Source organism: Hydrogenibacillus schlegelii, assembly GCF_001653195.1.
Taxonomy (GTDB): Bacteria; Bacillota; Bacilli; order Thermicanales; family DSM-22653; genus Hydrogenibacillus; species Hydrogenibacillus schlegelii.
The window spans coordinates 205,754-221,003 of record NZ_JXBB01000001.1 but is presented as its reverse complement, the minus strand read 5'-3'; the positions used below and the strand labels follow the sequence as shown (position 1 = coordinate 221,003).

The 15,250-nt window shown below is 69.2% G+C and carries 18 protein-coding genes; 16 read left to right on the top strand and 2 right to left on the bottom strand.

The window, feature by feature from the left end; translation table 11 throughout:
* The first annotated feature begins 29 nt into the window (after positions 1-29).
* The 16 genes from spoIVA to SA87_RS00950 all read left to right on the top strand — a co-directional run bounded on the left by spoIVA (position 30) and on the right by SA87_RS00950 (position 14,230).
* Positions 30-1,508 (top strand): stage IV sporulation protein A, encoded by a 1,479-nt coding sequence (spoIVA, locus tag SA87_RS01025; protein WP_066197757.1) that lies wholly within the window; start codon positions 30-32, stop codon positions 1,506-1,508.
* A gap of 158 nt (positions 1,509-1,666) precedes the next feature.
* Positions 1,667-2,239, top strand: a complete 573-nt coding sequence (folE, locus tag SA87_RS01020; protein ID WP_066197752.1) for a GTP cyclohydrolase I FolE — start codon at positions 1,667-1,669, stop codon at positions 2,237-2,239.
* Positions 2,240-2,485: 246 nt separating this feature from the next.
* Positions 2,486-2,734, top strand: a complete 249-nt coding sequence (gene mtrB, locus SA87_RS01015) for a trp RNA-binding attenuation protein MtrB (RefSeq protein ID WP_066197750.1) — start codon at positions 2,486-2,488, stop codon at positions 2,732-2,734.
* Between the two features lie 152 nt (positions 2,735-2,886).
* Positions 2,887-3,372, top strand: coding sequence for a hypothetical protein (locus tag SA87_RS01010; protein WP_156423487.1), 486 nt, complete (start codon positions 2,887-2,889; stop codon positions 3,370-3,372).
* Positions 3,373-3,511: 139 nt separating this feature from the next.
* A complete protein-coding gene (locus SA87_RS01005) occupies positions 3,512-4,243 on the top strand; it encodes a heptaprenyl diphosphate synthase component 1 (RefSeq protein ID WP_066197744.1) in 732 nt (243 codons plus the stop codon).
* Positions 4,244-4,274: 31 nt separating this feature from the next.
* Positions 4,275-5,042 carry a demethylmenaquinone methyltransferase gene (locus SA87_RS01000; RefSeq protein WP_066197741.1) on the top strand — a complete coding sequence of 256 codons (768 nt, stop codon included), beginning with the start codon at positions 4,275-4,277 and terminating at the stop codon, positions 5,040-5,042.
* Positions 5,043-5,045: 3 nt separating this feature from the next.
* The gene (locus SA87_RS00995) at positions 5,046-5,948 is read left to right on the top strand and encodes a UbiA-like polyprenyltransferase (protein ID WP_342669815.1); all 903 of its coding nucleotides are present in this window, start codon (positions 5,046-5,048) and stop codon (positions 5,946-5,948) included.
* On the top strand, positions 5,945-6,586 hold the full coding sequence (locus SA87_RS00990; protein WP_066197738.1) for a UbiX family flavin prenyltransferase: 642 nt from the start codon (positions 5,945-5,947) through the stop codon (positions 6,584-6,586). The genes SA87_RS00995 and SA87_RS00990 overlap by 4 nt, the downstream gene beginning before the upstream one ends.
* Positions 6,580-7,434 (top strand): menaquinone biosynthetic enzyme MqnA/MqnD family protein, encoded by an 855-nt coding sequence (locus tag SA87_RS00985; protein ID WP_066197733.1) that lies wholly within the window; start codon positions 6,580-6,582, stop codon positions 7,432-7,434. Before SA87_RS00990 ends, SA87_RS00985 begins: the two co-directional genes overlap by 7 nt.
* Complete coding sequence (locus tag SA87_RS00980; protein WP_066197728.1) at positions 7,434-8,414, top strand: polyprenyl synthetase family protein; 981 nt, start codon at positions 7,434-7,436, stop codon at positions 8,412-8,414. Before SA87_RS00985 ends, SA87_RS00980 begins: the two co-directional genes overlap by 1 nt.
* A gap of 21 nt (positions 8,415-8,435) precedes the next feature.
* On the top strand, positions 8,436-8,900 hold the full coding sequence (gene ndk / locus SA87_RS00975; protein ID WP_082718158.1) for a nucleoside-diphosphate kinase: 465 nt from the start codon (positions 8,436-8,438) through the stop codon (positions 8,898-8,900).
* Positions 8,901-8,942: 42 nt separating this feature from the next.
* Positions 8,943-9,848: a CheR family methyltransferase gene (locus SA87_RS00970; protein ID WP_425402518.1), complete on the top strand. Its 906-nt coding sequence runs from the start codon at positions 8,943-8,945 to the stop codon at positions 9,846-9,848.
* A 76-nt stretch (positions 9,849-9,924) separates the two neighbouring features.
* The gene (gene aroC / locus SA87_RS00965) at positions 9,925-11,154 is read left to right on the top strand and encodes a chorismate synthase (protein WP_066197723.1); all 1,230 of its coding nucleotides are present in this window, start codon (positions 9,925-9,927) and stop codon (positions 11,152-11,154) included.
* A 99-nt stretch (positions 11,155-11,253) separates the two neighbouring features.
* Positions 11,254-12,624 (top strand): 3-dehydroquinate synthase, encoded by a 1,371-nt coding sequence (gene aroB, locus SA87_RS00960; protein ID WP_066197720.1) that lies wholly within the window; start codon positions 11,254-11,256, stop codon positions 12,622-12,624.
* Position 12,625: 1 nt separating this feature from the next.
* Positions 12,626-13,426, top strand: coding sequence for an SOS response-associated peptidase (locus tag SA87_RS00955; RefSeq protein ID WP_066197717.1), 801 nt, complete (start codon positions 12,626-12,628; stop codon positions 13,424-13,426).
* A 48-nt stretch (positions 13,427-13,474) separates the two neighbouring features.
* Positions 13,475-14,230 carry an SIR2 family NAD-dependent protein deacylase gene (locus SA87_RS00950; RefSeq protein WP_066197715.1) on the top strand — a complete coding sequence of 252 codons (756 nt, stop codon included), beginning with the start codon at positions 13,475-13,477 and terminating at the stop codon, positions 14,228-14,230.
* Positions 14,231-14,307: 77 nt separating this feature from the next.
* On the opposite strand, the gene SA87_RS00945 is transcribed toward SA87_RS00950, so the two are convergent.
* Entirely contained in the window at positions 14,308-14,682 is a 375-nt protein-coding gene (locus SA87_RS00945) for a thioredoxin family protein (protein ID WP_066197711.1), read from the bottom strand.
* A 72-nt stretch (positions 14,683-14,754) separates the two neighbouring features.
* Complete coding sequence (cynS, locus tag SA87_RS00940) at positions 14,755-15,198, bottom strand: cyanase (RefSeq protein WP_066198043.1); 444 nt, start codon at positions 15,196-15,198, stop codon at positions 14,755-14,757.
* Positions 15,199-15,250 lie beyond the last annotated feature (52 nt).

Here is a 15,250-nt window from a genome sequence, read left to right as displayed (position 1 = left end):
TTCCGGGGATGGGACGAGGAGGGAAGGCCGTGGTGGAGCTGGATGTGTTCAAGGATCTCGCCGAGCAGACGGGAGGGGACGTCTACCTCGGCGTCGTCGGTCCGGTCCGGACGGGGAAGTCGACGTTCATCAAGCGGTTCATGGAGCTCGTCGTCATCCCGCGCATCCTGCATCCGGAAGATCGGGAGCGGGCGATCGACGAGCTGCCGCAGAGCGCCGGCGGCCGCCAGATCATGACCACGGAGCCGAAGTTCATTCCGAATCAGGCGATCGAGATCGAGGTGGCGGACGGGCTTCGGGTGTCGGTGCGCCTCGTCGATTGCGTCGGCTATCCGATCCCGGATGCCCGGGGCTACGAAGATGAAAACGGCCCCCGGCTCGTGCACACGCCGTGGTTTGAAGATCCGATCCCGTTTGAAGAGGCGGCGGAGATCGGGACGCGGAAGGTGATTCAGGATCATTCGACGATCGGCATCGTCGTGACGACCGACGGGACGATCGGCGAGCTTCCCCGTGCGGCCTATGAGGAGGCGGAGGCGCGGGTGATCGAGGAGCTGAAGGCGGTCGGGAAACCCTTCATCGTCATCTTGAACTCGACCCGGCCGCAGGCGCCGGAGACGGAGGCGCTCCGGACGGCCCTCGTCGAGCGGTACGACGTGCCGGTGCTGGCCCTGTCGGCGCTCACGATGGGCGAGTCGGACGTCCTGGGCGTTCTCCGGGAAGCGCTCTACGAATTTCCGGTGCACGAGGTGAAGGTGAACCTGCCGAGCTGGGTGATGGTGCTCGACGCCGATCACTGGCTTCGGAAAGCGTTCGAGCAGGCGGTGGCGGAGACGGTCGAGGCGGTGGAGCGCCTGCGGGACGTCGAGCGAATCGTCGGCCGGTTCGAAGACTACCCGTTCGTCGCCGGCGCGCGGCTGGCGGAGATGCACCTGGGGCAGGGGATCGCCGAGGTCGACCTCGACGCCGCCGAAGGGTTGTTCGAACAGGTCGTGCACGAGGTCGTAGGGCGGGAGATTCGGGGCAAGGATGAGCTTCTGGAGATGCTGATCGAGTTCGCCCACGCGAAGCGGGAGTACGACCATTTTGCTTCGGCGATCGAAATGGTCCGGGCGACCGGCTACGGCGTGGCGCCGCCCCGGATGGAGGAGATGGAGCTCGCGGAGCCGGAGATCATCCGGCAGGGGGCGCGCTTCGGCGTGAGCCTCAAAGCGAAGGCGCCGTCGATCCATCTGATCAAGGTGGACGTTGAAGCGGAGTTTTCGCCGATCATCGGCACGGAAAAGCAGAGCGAGGAGCTGGCCACGTTTTTGATGCAGGATTTTGAAAAAGATCCCCGGTCGATCTGGCAGACGGAGCTCTTCGGCCGGTCCCTGTACGCCATCGTCAACGAGGGCATCCAGGCGAAGCTGCATATGATGCCGGAACAGGCGCGGCACAAGCTCCGGGAGACGCTCACCCGGATCATCAACGAAGGCTCCGGCGGGTTGATCGCGATCCTGCTCTGATCCAGTCCCGCTCTGTTCCGGTCCCGGCGCGGTCCAATCGCCTGTAATGAAAGAAACGCCCGGTCGACCGCCTGCCGGCGGGCCCCCGAGGCCCGGCGGTGTTTTTTTTTGTCCGAAAGAGCTGTTATACTAGGGGCGAGCGAGAAGGAGGCAGAGGGATGGCGGTCGACCACGAAAAGATTGAACACGCCGTCCGCCTCATTCTCGAGGCGATCGGCGAAGATCCGGACCGGGAGGGGCTTCGGGAGACGCCGGCCCGGGTGGCCCGGATGTATGAGGAAATTTTTTCCGGGCTCCACGAAGACCCGGGAAAGCACTTTTCGGCCATTTTCGGCGAAAGCCACGAAGAGATCGTCATCGTCAAGGATATCCCGTTTTATTCGATGTGCGAACACCATCTGGTGCCGTTTTTCGGCAAGGCGCACGTCGGCTACATCCCGCGGGAGGGCCGGGTCGTCGGCCTGAGCAAGCTCGCCCGGGCGGTGGAGACGGTCGCCCGCCGTCCGCAGCTTCAGGAGCGGATGACGGCGGAGATCGCCGATGCGATCATGACGCATCTCGAAGCCCACGGCGCGATCGTCGTCATCGAGGCGGAGCATCTGTGCATGGTGATGCGGGGGGTGAAAAAGCCCGGTTCGAAGACGGTGACGTCGGCCGTCCGAGGGGTGTTCGCCCACGACGCAAAGGCGCGGGCGGAGGCGATGGCCCTCATCACCGGGCGGCTGTCCTAGGCGGCGGTTCGGGCCGGCGGCGGGGCGGAGGGGAGCGCGCCGGCCGGGACGGCCGCCGGTCGGCCGGTCGGCCCGGCCCGTCGACGAAGACGGCCGGCTCCGTCTCCCGCGGCGGCGAAGACCGCCGGTCAGGCCCGTCGCTCTGGCGGAAACGGCCAGCGGTCGGGTTCGCGTCCCGCGGAGACCGTCGGCCGCCGGCGCCCCGGAAGAAGGCGCAAGCCGGTGGGATCGGAAGGGGGGAAGGCGATGGGCGAAGGCGGACGCGTCTCCGACTGGACGTCCCGGGAGTACGTCGTCATCAAGGCGAAGGAAAACGGCGTGCACGTGATCGGACTCACCCGGGGCGATGTGACGCGGTTTCACCACACGGAAAAGCTCGACAAGAACGAGGTCATGATCGCCCAGTTTACCGAGCACACGTCGGCGATCAAGGTGAGAGGCCGGGCGGTCATCTATACCGCCGTCGGCACGATTCACACCGATCGGGACGATTGAACCGTCGCCGGTCGGCCCCGGCGCCGGGGCGACGCGGACATACCCGGCCTCCGGTCCGCATAAAGGTCGGAGAAAGGACGCGCTTCGGGATCGACCGGCCGGCCGGCCGGCCTTCGGTCCGGGGCGATGCGGGCGGCCAGGAGGGGAGGCCGGTGCGGCGGCTGATCAGGGGTTTCATCCGATGGAGCGTGCCTTTGGCGCTGTTTTGGGGGGCGATCGGGCTCTGGATCGGCGTGTCGGGAGAGCGCTCGGTAATGACCGGCGGCGCCGCCGGCGTGCCGGAAGAGGTGCGGATCTTGATCGCCCGGTTGGCGTCGGCGCCTCTCGCCGGGCGGCTCATCGATGTCCGACTGGAGGAGGGCCGCGTGTCGGTCGACCTCGGGGTACCGGCTGGCGCTGCGGAAGCCGTGGTGCTTCGGGATGTGCTTGCCGTCTACCGGGCGGCCGGCGGCGGTGGGCGGGAAATCTGGATCCGGGCCCTCGAGCGGCGGCCGGAGGGGGAGGTCGTCCGGGTGGCGGTGGCGGCGCCGGCTCCGCGGCGAACGCCGCCGCTTCCGGATCGTCCGGATCGGGCGACGTTTGAAGCCGCGTTCGACCCGCCGGCGACGATCTCCTGGGGCGGCGCCGATGCCCCCTGATGTCGGGCCGAGGGGGCGGGCCGGGCGCGCTGGGCAAACGGGACGTTTGACGGCTGCCAAACGTCGGAAAGCCAAGCGTCTCCGCCCTTTTTGTGCTATACTGGGCGAAGTAGCGCTTTTGTCGGAATGAGGGTGGAGCATGCGATTTGAGCCGGAAATCGCCGGGTGGGTGGCCCGCGCCCGGGAGGCCGTGATCGCCGAGTGGCCGGAGGCCGCCTGGCTTCCGGAGGTGCCGGAGTGGCGGATCGCCCTTTTTCATGCGGCGATGCGCGTCGGCGGAATGCGGACCGAGGAGATCGCCGTCGTCGGGCAGGCCGCGCTTTTCGTCGAATGGGGGCTTTGGCTTCACGAGGCGATCGACGATGCGAAGCGCCTTTCCCTCCCGGTGCCGCTCCGGGTCCTGTACGGGGACGTTTTGAGCAGTCGCTATGTGCGGCTGCTCGCGGAGGCGAATCAGGGAGCGATGATCGGCCGCATCGCCCGGGCGCTCGAGACGATCCACGCCGCTCGGGCAATGCGCTACGTCCTTTACCGGGAGCCGGAGGCGGACCGGGAGCAGGTGTTTGAGCTCGAGGTGGACATCCAGTCGGCCCTGCCTCTGGCGCTGGCGTCTCCGGGGTCGCCGATCCGGCCGCTCATCCCGCGGGTGGTCCGGTACATGCTTCTGTGGGACGCGCGGGTCGGCGGGCGAATCTACGGGGGGGAGGCGCGCTTCCTCAAGTTCGGCATGCAGCTTTGGGAGGACCTCGAGGCGCTCCTTCGGGCGGTGATCGACGACGGGGCGCGTCGGTCGCTTCGGGCGCTCGTCCGGCGGCTTCCGTCGATCCGGACGCCGGAACTTTCGTTGTCGGAGCTTTCGGAGGGGCTGTAACGGCGGTCGGAAGGAAGGGCGAAGAGGACGGGTGGAGCGGACGGACAAGCGGGCGTTTGTGTATCGCGTGTTCGAGTCGATCGCGCCGGCGTACGACCGGATGAATACGCTCCTTTCGTTTGGGGCGCATAAGCGCTGGCGCCGGATCATGCTGGAGATGATGGCCGTCCGGCCGGGGAGCCGGGCCCTCGACGTCGCGACGGGGACGGGCGACCTCGCCCTGGCCCTCCGGCGGGCGGTCGGCGCGGCGGGAGAGGTCGTCGGGCTCGATTTTTCGCCGGCGATGCTCGCCCGGGCCCGGGAGAAGGCGGCGCGGGCGGGGCTCGCCGACATCGTCTGGGTGGAAGGGGACGCGCTGGCGCTCCCGTTTCCCGACGGGCGGTTCGACTATGCGACGATCGGGTTCGCGCTCCGGAACGTGCCGGATCTCGACCGGGCGCTCGCCGAGATGGCGCGGGTCGTCCGGCCGGGGGGGCTGGTCGTGTCGCTGGAGCTGTCGAAGCCGGTCGTTCCGGGGTTTCGGGAGATCTATTACGTTTACTTCGAGCGGATGCTGCCTCTTTTGGGCCGCTGGTTCGCCCGCCGGTACGAAGAGTATCGGTGGTTGCCGGAGTCGCTCCGGGGCTTTCCGGATCACAAGGGGCTGGCGGCCCGTTTCGTGCGGGCGGGGCTTACCGACGTCCGGGTGCGGCTTTTGTTCGGCGGGATCGCGGCGGTTCACGTGGGACGAAAGCCGGGCGGCGAGGCGCCCGGCGGCGCCGTGGGCGGCTCGGCCGAAGGGGGCACGGTGCTTTTTTGACCGGTGGGGAAGGCGGTCGAGGAGGGTTTTTTGCGGATGGGGAAGTTCCGGGCCTTTTTGGAGATGATCAAGTTTGAACATACGATCTTTGCGCTGCCGTTTGCCTATCTCGGCCTCATCTTCGGCCGCGTCGAGGCGTACGGCGGCTGGCCGGACCTTTGGCTCTGGTTCTGGACGACGATGGCGATGGTCGGCGCCCGGACGGCGGCGATGGCGCTGAACCGGCTGATCGACCGGGCGATCGACGCCCTGAACCCCCGCACGAAAGACCGGCCCCTCGTGACGGGGAAGGTCACGGTGCGGGAAGCGTGGGGGTATACGCTCCTTTCGCTGGCGCTCCTTTTTGTGAGCGCGGCGATGCTCAACCCGCTGGCGGTCAAGCTCCTGCCGATCGCGGTTTTTTTTCTGGTCTTTTATTCATATACGAAGCGCTTTACGTGGCTTTCGCACCTCGTTCTCGGGGTGACGGACGGCCTCGCGCCGCTCGGCGGCTGGGTCGCGGCGACCGGTCGGCTCGATCACCCGGCGGCGTGGTGGTTGTTTCTTGCGGTCGTCTTCTGGATTGCCGGCTTTGACATCCTGTACGCCACGCAGGACCTCGAGTTCGACCGGCGGCACGGCCTCCATTCGATCCCGGTCCGCTTCGGGCTCCGGCGGGCGCTCGGGATCGCCCGCGGGTTTCACGCCCTGACGGTCGCCTTCCTCGCCGCGACGGGGCTGGCCCTCGGCCTCGGCGGGGTGTTCGGCCTCGGGGTCGTGGTGGCGGCGGGCATCCTGGCGTACGAGCACGCGCTTGTGTCGCCGACGGATTTGAGCCGGCTCAACACGGCTTTCTTTACGATGAACGGGGTGCTCGCCGTCGTCGTGTTCGTCTTTGCGCTCGTCGCCGTCGGGGTGGGGCGATGAGGGGCGGGCGGCGGTTCGTCGTGGCGCTCACCGGGGCGAGCGGCATCCGCTACGGGCTCCGGGCGATGGCGGCGCTGCTTCGTCTCGGCCACGAGGTGCACGCGATGGTGTCGGACGGCGCCCTGCGGGTGGCGGCGGAGGAGGAAGACGTGCATTTCGAGGGGGGCGCCCGGGGGCTTCGGACCCTTTTGGCGGCGGAGGGGGCGGCGGAGCGGCTTTTTGTGTACGACGTCCGGGACATCGGCGCCCGGCCGGCAAGCGGAACCTTCGTCCACGACGGGATGCTCGTCATCCCGTGCTCGATGAATACGCTCGCGGCGATCGCCCACGGCCTCGCCGACAACCTGATCACCCGCTCGGCGGACGCAACGCTCAAGGAGGGCCGTCCGCTCGTCCTCGTGCCGCGGGAAACGCCGCTTTCGGCGGTCCATCTCGAGAATATGCTCAAGCTCGCCCGGCTCGGGGTCCGGATCGTGGCGGCGATGCCGGCCTTTTATCCGCGGCCGAAGACGGTGGACGACATCGTCGACTTTGTCGCCGGCCGGGCGCTGGATGCGGTCGGGGTGACGGACCACGGGCTTTTTCCCCGGTGGAAGGATCTTCCCCGCCAGGGGGAAACGGAGGCGACGGAATGCTGACGGTCGGCCACATCGACTATATGAATACGCTGCCGGTGTTTTATTACTTCGATCCGGCGGCCATCCCCGGGGTGCGGGTCGTCCGGTCGACGCCGGCGGAACTGAACCGCCGGATGCGGGAGGGGACGGTCGACATCGGGCCGATGTCGTCGTTTGCCTACGGGCTGGATGCGGACCGGTACGTTCTTCTGCCGCACCTTTCGGTGAGCGCTTACGGAGCGGTCGGATCGATCTTTTTGTTTTCTCACCGGCCGCTTCACACGCTCGCCCGGCCGCACGTGCTCCTCACGACCCGGTCGGCGACGAGCGTGCAGCTTTTAAAAATTTTGCTTGAGCGCCATCTCGGGCTTCGGCCGACGTATGCGTGGGCGGAGCCGGACCTCGAGGCGATGCTCGGCCGGGGCGATGCGGCGCTTCTCATCGGGGACGAGGCGATGCTCGCCTACCGGGAAAATCGCCGCTATTACGTCGCCGACCTCGGAGAGCTGTGGCGACAGTATACGGGGCAATGGATGACGTTTGCCGTCTGGGGGGTGCGGCGGGAGGCGCTGGCCGAAGATCCGGAGGGGGTGGCCCGGGTGTATCGGGCGTTTCTCCGGAGCAAGGCCCGGACGAAAGCCGACCCGACGCCTCTCGTCCGGGCGGCGAAGGCCCGGCTGGGCGGAAGCGACGCCGAGTGGTACCGATATTTCGCCGGGCTTGCCCATGAGCTCGATCGGCCGCAGCTTGAAGGGCTCCGGCGTTTTTTTGCCGAGGCGGCGGCCATGGGAGCGCTTCCTCGGGTGCCGGAGATCGCCTTTGCGACGCTGCCGCCGGTCTACGGCCGGGCGGCGGGGGAGGGCGGATGATGCGGATCGTCGAGGTGTACGACGCCTTTCAGGACGATCTGGGGGCGGTCGAGGACCGGCTGGAGCTTTTGCTCCGGTCGGAAAGCCCGCTGCTTACGGAGGCGGGCCGGCACCTCCTGGACGCCGGAGGCAAACGCCTCCGGCCGCTTCTCGTGCTCATCGCCGGCCGCTTCGGGGACGGCGGGGCCGAGGCGGCGGAGGCCCTCGTCCGGGCGGCGGCGGCGGTGGAGCTCATCCACATGGCGACGCTCGTCCACGACGACATCGTCGACCGGTCGGATCTCCGGCGCGGCCGGGAGACGGTTCGCGCCCGGTGGGATGATCAGGTGGCGGTGTACGCCGGGGATTTTTTGCTCGCCCGGGCGCTTTCGGAGCTGGCTGCGTTTTCCGATCCGGCGGTGGACCGGGCCCTCGCCCGGACGGTGCACGAGATGAGCCGCGGCGAGGTGGAGCAGCAGGGGGACCTCTTCCGGCCGGACGTGACGATGCTCCGGTATTTTCGGCGCATCCGCCGGAAGACGGCGCTCCTCATCGAGTTTTCGGTGTTCCTGGGTGCGCGGATCGCCGGGACGCCGGAGGCGGTCGTCGGTCGACTCCGGCGGTACGCGTTTTATACGGGCATGGCGTTTCAGGTGACGGACGATCTCCTCGATTTTACCGGGACGCCCGAGGTGCTCGGCAAGCCGTCGGGAAGCGACCTCGCCCAGGGCAACGTGACGCTGCCGGCGATCTTTACCCTCTCCGAAGGCGATCCGGCGGTGCGTTCGGCGCTCCGAGCGGCCCTCGAAGGGCGGAAGACGGAGGCGGAGCGGGAGGCGCTCCTCGAGGGCATCGGCCGGAGCGGGGCGTTTGAGCGGACGCATGCCGTGGCGGAGCGGTTCGTCTGTCGGGCCAAGGCGGTCTTACAGGGGCTTTCGGCGTACCCGGCGGCCCGCTACCTGGAGGCGCTGGTGGCGTTTATTGAAAAACGGACGTTCTAGTGTTACACTGGTCGTGGTCGAATGCGAAGGAGGGGCGCTTTTGTGGAGCGGACATTCGTGATGGTCAAGCCCGACGGCGTCTTGCGGGGCCTCGTCGGGGAGATCCTCGCCCGCTTCGAGCGCCGGGGGCTCAAGCTCGTCGCCGGGAAGCTCATGCAGGTCACCCGGGAGCTGGCCGAGGCGCATTACGCCGAGCACCGGGAAAAGCCGTTTTTCGGCGATCTCGTCGCCTTCATCACGTCGGGCCCGGTGTTTGCCTTCGTCCTGGAAGGGCCGAACGCCATCGGCGTCGTCCGGGAGATGATGGGAAAAACGAATCCGAAGGAGGCCGCGCCGGGGACGATCCGGGGCGACTTTGCGCTCACGATCGATAAAAACGTCATCCACGGTTCGGATTCGCCGGAAAGCGCCGCGCGGGAGATCGCCCTCTGGTTCGGCGAAGAGGCGCTGCTTTCTTACGATCGCCCCGTCGACGCCTGGCTGTGACGAAGGCGCCCGCTTCGGCGGGCGCCTTCGTCGTCGGCACCGGTGCCGGCGACCGAATCGACCGGGGCGAGCCGGGCGGGAGCGTTCGAGGCGCGGCGGGCGGATTCGTCCGGGACGGGGCGAAAAAAGAAGCAGGGAAGACGGGGACGGATGGAGCGGCAGGTGGAAGAAGCGTACGACCGGTTCGTTGCCCGGGTGCGGAGTGTGTTCGGCATCGAGCTTGGGCTGTACAAAAAACCGCAGATGATGCGGCGGCTCATGTCCCTGATGCGGCGGCGGGGTTTTGACGATTTCGATCGTTTTCTTGAGGCGCTGATCGCCGATCCGAAGCTCCGGGCGGAGTTCGTCGATCGGGTGACGATCAACGTCTCGGAATTTTTTCGTAATCCGGAGCTCTGGGCGCTGCTCGACCGGGAGGTGCTGGCGTCGCTTTCGGCGCAGCCGAAGCTTCGCCTCTGGAGCGCCGCCTGCTCGACGGGGGAGGAGCCGTACACCCTGCTCATGCTCCTCCGGGAGCGGCGGTCGCTTCGGGGCGTCGATCTTCTGGCCACCGACATCGACGAACCGGCGCTCGAAAAGGCCCGGGCGGCCCGTTACGAGGCGCGGAGTCTCGTTTCGGTCCCGCCGTCGTTCCGGGAACGTTACTTCGTCCGGGACGGGGACGGCTACCGGGTCGTCGACGAGCTCGTCCGGGCCGTTCGGTTCGAGCGGCACGACCTGCTTCGAGATCCCTATCCGCCGGGGCCGTTCGACGTGATCGTCAACCGGAACGTGGCCATCTATTTTACGGAAGACGGCAAAGCGCATCTGTACCGGTCGCTTGCGGCGGTCCTGCGGCCGGGAGGGTACCTGTTCGTCGGCGGGACGGAGCAGATCTTTTCGCCGGAGCGCTACGGGCTCAGGCAGGTGTATCCGTTCATTTATCAGAAGCAGGAGGTCCGGCCGTAGGCGGGCCTGGGGCGCTTTGGGGGCGGCGTGAGGCGACCCGGGGCGGCCGGTCGAGAACTTCCATGGAGGGGTCGGGGTGCGGTATCTGACAGCGGGGGAATCCCACGGCCGGGCGCTCGTCGGCATCCTGGAAGGGGTGCCGAGCGGGCTCGAGCTCCTGCCGGCGGACATCGACCGGGCGCTCGAAAGGCGTAAGAAGGGATACGGCCGCGGCAAGCGAATGAAGATCGAACAGGATCGGGTGGAGATCTTAAGCGGCGTGCGGCACGGCCGGACGACCGGGGCGCCGATCGCTCTTTTCATCGAGAACCGGGATCACATCAGCTGGCAGCACGTGATGAGCGTCCTCCCGGTGGAGGAGCCGGAACGGGGGATGCGGCGGCGGACGCGGCCGCGGCCGGGGCATGCGGATCTCGCCGGCGCGATCAAGTACGGCCACCGGGACGTCCGGGACGTCCTTGAGCGGTCGAGCGCCCGGGAGACGGCGATGCGGGTCGCCGTCGGGGCGGTGGCGAAAAAGCTCCTTCAGGCGGTCGGCATCGACGTCCTCGGCTACGTCCGGGCCCTGGGCGGGGTGTGGGCGGACGGGGATCCGCTCGCGGAAACGTGGCCGGCGTACGAGGTGGCGGAGGAGGACCGGGCGGCGGAAGACGCGCTCCGGGCGGCCCTTCAAGCCCTGGCGGCAAAGACGGAGGCCTCGCCCGTCCGGACGTTCGATCCGGCGGCGGAGGCGGCGATGATCGCGGCGATCGACCGGGCCCGGGAAGCGGGAGATACGCTCGGCGGCGTCGTCGAGGTCGTCGCCGTCGGGGTGCCGGTCGGGCTCGGCAGCCACGTCCACTGGGACCGAAAGCTGGACGGCCGGCTGGCGCAGGCGGTGATGAGCATCCAGGCGATCAAAGGGGTGGAGATCGGCCTCGGCTTCCGGGCGGCGGACGTGCCGGGTTCGGCCGCCCACGACGAAATTTTTTACGCGCCCGGCCGGGGCTTTTTCCGCCGGACGAACCGCGCCGGCGGCCTGGAGGGCGGGATGACGACGGGGATGCCCCTCGTCGTCCGGGCGGCGATGAAGCCGATTCCGACGCTCTACCGGCCGCTTCGAAGCGTCGATCTTGTGACGAAGGCACCGGAGGAGGCGTCGGTCGAGCGGTCGGACACGACGGCGGTGCCGGCGGCGGCCGTCGTCGCCGAATACGTCGTCGCCTTCGAGCTCGCCCGGGCGCTCCTCGAGACGTTTCCGGCAGACCGGATGGCGGCGCTCGTCCGGGCGGTGGCCGAACACCGGGCGTATGCCCGGGATTTCTGATGCCGGGCCGTCCGAAGGAACCGGCGCCGCCCGCACCGCCCCGGTGCGCGGACGGCGGTGCCGGCCGGGGGGCGGCGCCCGGAAAAGGAGGCGGGACGGATGACGACGCTCTGGGTGGCGTATGAAGGCGTCCGCTATCCGGTCGTCGTTCGGGCGGGGCTTTTTCAGGAGCTCGGCCGGGAACTCGACGCCCTCGGCGTCGATCGGGCACGGCCGCTTTTTGTGCTGTCGGACGAGGCGGTCGGGGCGCTCTACGGCGCTCGGGTGGAAGCGGCGCTCCGGTCGGCGGGCTACGCCGTCGCCCGGTACGACGTGCCGGCCGGCGAGCGGTCGAAGTCGCTCGCGACGCTGAAGGCGGTGACCGGGGCGATGCTTAGGGCGGGCATCGACCGGCGGGGGGTGCTCCTTGCCCTGGGCGGCGGCGTCGTCGGCGACCTCGGCGGTTTTGCCGCGGCGGTTTATATGCGGGGGATCGAGTATGTGCAGCTTCCGACGACGATCCTCGCCCACGACGCGAGCGTCGGCGGAAAGGTGGCGGTGAACCACCCGCTGGCGAAAAACATCCTCGGGGCGTTTTACCCGCCCCTGGCGGTCCTCTACGACGTCGCCGCCCTCCGGACGCTTCCCCCGCGAGAGGTCCGGTCCGGGTACGCGGAACTGATCAAACATGCGCTTTTATCGGACGCGGCGTTCGTCGCCTGGCTCCACCAGGCGGCCGGGGCGCTCCTTCGCCTCGATCCGATCGTCACGGCGGAGGCCCTCGTCCGGGGGATCGCGGTGAAAGCGGCGATCGTCGCCGACGATCCGAAAGAGAGCCGCGGGGTGCGGGAGCGGCTCAACGTCGGCCATACGGTGGCCCACGCCCTGGAGGCGGCCGAGGGGTTTGGCGGGCTTTTGCACGGCGAGGCGGTCGCCGTCGGCCTCGTCTGGGAGACGGCGCTGGCCGTCGAGCTCGGCCGGGCGTCCCCGGCGCTCCTTACCGAGGTGGTCCGGCTCGTTCGGGCCTTCGGGCTTCCGGCGACGCCGGCCGAGGCGGCGGCGGCCGGCCTTTTGCGCCGGGCGGCCGATGCGGCGGCGTGGGCGACGTTTATGCGGTACGACAAAAAAAATCGCGGCCGCGGCGTCCGCTTTGCCCTGCTTTCGGCGCCGGGAGCGGTGGCGCTCGTCGACGTATCGCCGGAGGCCCTAACCGACGCGCTCGCGGGGGCCCTTCGGCGGGCGGAGGAAGCCGCCCGGGCCATCCCGGCGCCGGAAGGGGCGGTGCGCCTCGCGCCGCCTCACGGCGGGCCGGATGCGGCCGTCGACGGGACACCGCTTGGCAGCGGCTCGGAGCCGGCCACCGGCCGAATGTCCACGGGCGGCAGTCCGGACGCTGCCGCCGGCCGGACGCCTGCCGCCGGGCCGGGCTCCCCCGCCGGGGCGTCCGCCGAGCGGGCGCCCGCAGGGCCCGTCGCGGAGGAGGAGGGATAGCGTGTGCGGCCGATTCGTCCTCGAAGCCGACGCCGCCGAGATCGCCCGCCGATTTCTGGCGCGCCCGGTGGCGGAGGCGGAAGGCATCCGGCCCCGGTACAACATCGCGCCGGGGACGGCGGTGGCCGCCGTGGCGCCGGGCATGCCGGGGGAGCGGCGGCTCGGGCTTTTGCGCTGGGGATTGAAGCTGAGGACGCGGGACGGCGTTCGGACGCTCATTAATCTCCGCATCGAAACGCTTACCCAAAAGCCCGCGTTCGGGCGCCTCTTGCCCCGGCGGCTCATCGTGCCGGCGACGGGGTTTTACGAGTGGGGGGCGGACCGGCGGCCCCGGCTTTTTTTCCGGCCGGCGGGCGCCGGGGCGCAAGCGGCCGGGGCATCGGACGCCGGGGAGCGGGCGTTTTTGGCGCTGGCGGCCGTCTGGGACGACGATCCGGACGGCGGCGGCCGGGGGCTCGCGCTGCTCACGGCGCCGGCGGCGGGCGCCGTTTTGGCGATCCATTCCCGAATGCCGGTCGTCCTCGCGCCGGGGGATGAAGGGCGCTGGCTCGATCCCGCCGCCGATCCGGGGGTCCTCGCGGCGATCCTCGGGCGGCCGGAGGCGGCATTTTCGGTGCGGTTTGCCAACCGGAAGGTGGGCGACCCGCGGTTTGAGGGACCGGCCTGTCTTACGGCGGACGACGACCGGGAGCGGGGGGCCGAGGACCCTGCCGAAGGAAGCCGGGATGGATCGGAAAGCGGCGTCCGGCCCGGGGGAAAGACGTCCGGAACGAGAGAGGCGCGGGACGTTCACGACGCTTGAGTCGAAGAGAACCGCCCATAGATCGAAATGCGGTAAGGAGGAGAAAAGATGCCGGCAGCGGCGGGGATCGCGGAGGCGGCGGAGCGGCTGGCGGAATGGCTCGTCCGGACGCGGGAGGCCGGTCGGCCGGCCGTCGTGCTCACCGGCGCCGGGGCGAGCACCGAATCGGGGCTGCCGGATTTTCGCTCCGCCGGCGGGCTCTGGCGGGAGGTGCCGGAAAAGCTCGCCTCTGTCGAAACGCTCCTCGACGATCCGGACGCGTTTTACGATTTTTACGACCGGCGCCTCAAGGGGCTTCGGGGCGCCCGGCCGAACCGGGTGCACGAGGTTCTCGCTCGATGGGAGACCGAGGGCTGGATCCAAGCGGTGCTTACTCAGAACGTCGACGGGCTGCACCAGGCGGCCGGAAGCCGGAACGTCGTCGAGCTCCACGGCAGCCTGTCCCGGGTGCGCTGTCACGTCTGCGGCCGCCTTTATCCGCCGGAGGCGCTCGAGGAAAGGCGCTGTCCGGCCTGTGGCGGGCCGCTTCGGCCGGACATCGTCCTCTTCGGCGAGTTTCTGCCGGAGGAAGCGTGGCGGTCTGCCGAAGCGTGGACGGAAGCAGCGCACCTTTTCCTCGTCGTCGGCTCGTCCCTCACCGTCTATCCGGTGGCGGGACTTCCCGAACGGCACGCCCGCCGGGGACGGCCCCTCGTGATCGTGAACCGGGATCCGACGCCCCTCGACGATCGGGCCGCCCTCGTCGTCCGGGAAACGGCCGGAGAGGTGCTCGCGGCGGCCGATCGGATCCTCCAAAGCCGGTAGGTGGCCCGTTCGGCCGAGACGAGTCGCCGGCGACTGCCCCCGGCCGGGGTGTCCCGATCCGGGGAAAGCCCGGGCGGTTACGCCCGGGCATCGGGGGAGCGTTCGGCAAGCGTTTCGTCGAGGGCATGGGCGATCTGGACGACGCGGGCGAGGAAGCGTTCGAGCCCCTCCCGGCTCTTGGGCGTACCGCTTACCCAGCGGGCGATCTCGTATCCCCGGTGAAAGGCGACGAGACTCGGCACGCCGAAGATGCCGAGGCGCCGGACGAGATCGGGGGCGTCGTCGACGTCGACGGGGTAAAAGGCGAGGTCCGGGAAACGGGCTTCCAGCGCCGGGAGAAGGCGGGCGACGGCGGCGCAACCGGAACAGAAGCGCTTTTGGAACACCCAGACCGTCGTCCCTTGCCGAATCCGGGCGTCGAACTCGGTCGGGGGTACGGGACGGCCGCCCATTGAAAGCCTCCTTTCCCCGGCGTGCTTTCGGCGGAACCGGAAGGCCGACGCCTTTCTTATGCCATCATAACCTCAAAACCGCCGGAACGGAAGCCACTTTCCCCGCCAGGTGAGGCTCGCCCAGTCGGCGCCGTCCTGGCGCTCTTTTTGAAGTTCGAGCGTCATATCGACGGCGCTGATGATGCCGTCGCCGAACCATTCGTGGGCGACATCTTTGATCGCCGGGGCGTAGAGGAGGACGATCTCGTACATCCGGGCGACGAAGGGGTCGGTCGGCGGCCAGGGCTGCCGCGGAACCCGGAACGGAACGCGGCGAAACGCCGCGGCGGCTTCTTCCGGCAGGCCGAGCAGCCGGACGAGGGCGTCCGCTTCCTCCCGGGTGGCGGCGGCATAGCCGTAGACGAGAAGCGCCGCACCGACTGGGGTGCGGCCGACGGCGCCGGCGATCGCCTCCCACGTCAGGCCCCGTTCGAGCTTGGCGCGGAGGGCGAGGCGCGCCGCTTCGCGCTTGTTCATCCGCATCACCTCCTGGATCGTCATTCTCGGATGTATTTCGCCCGGCCGGCGG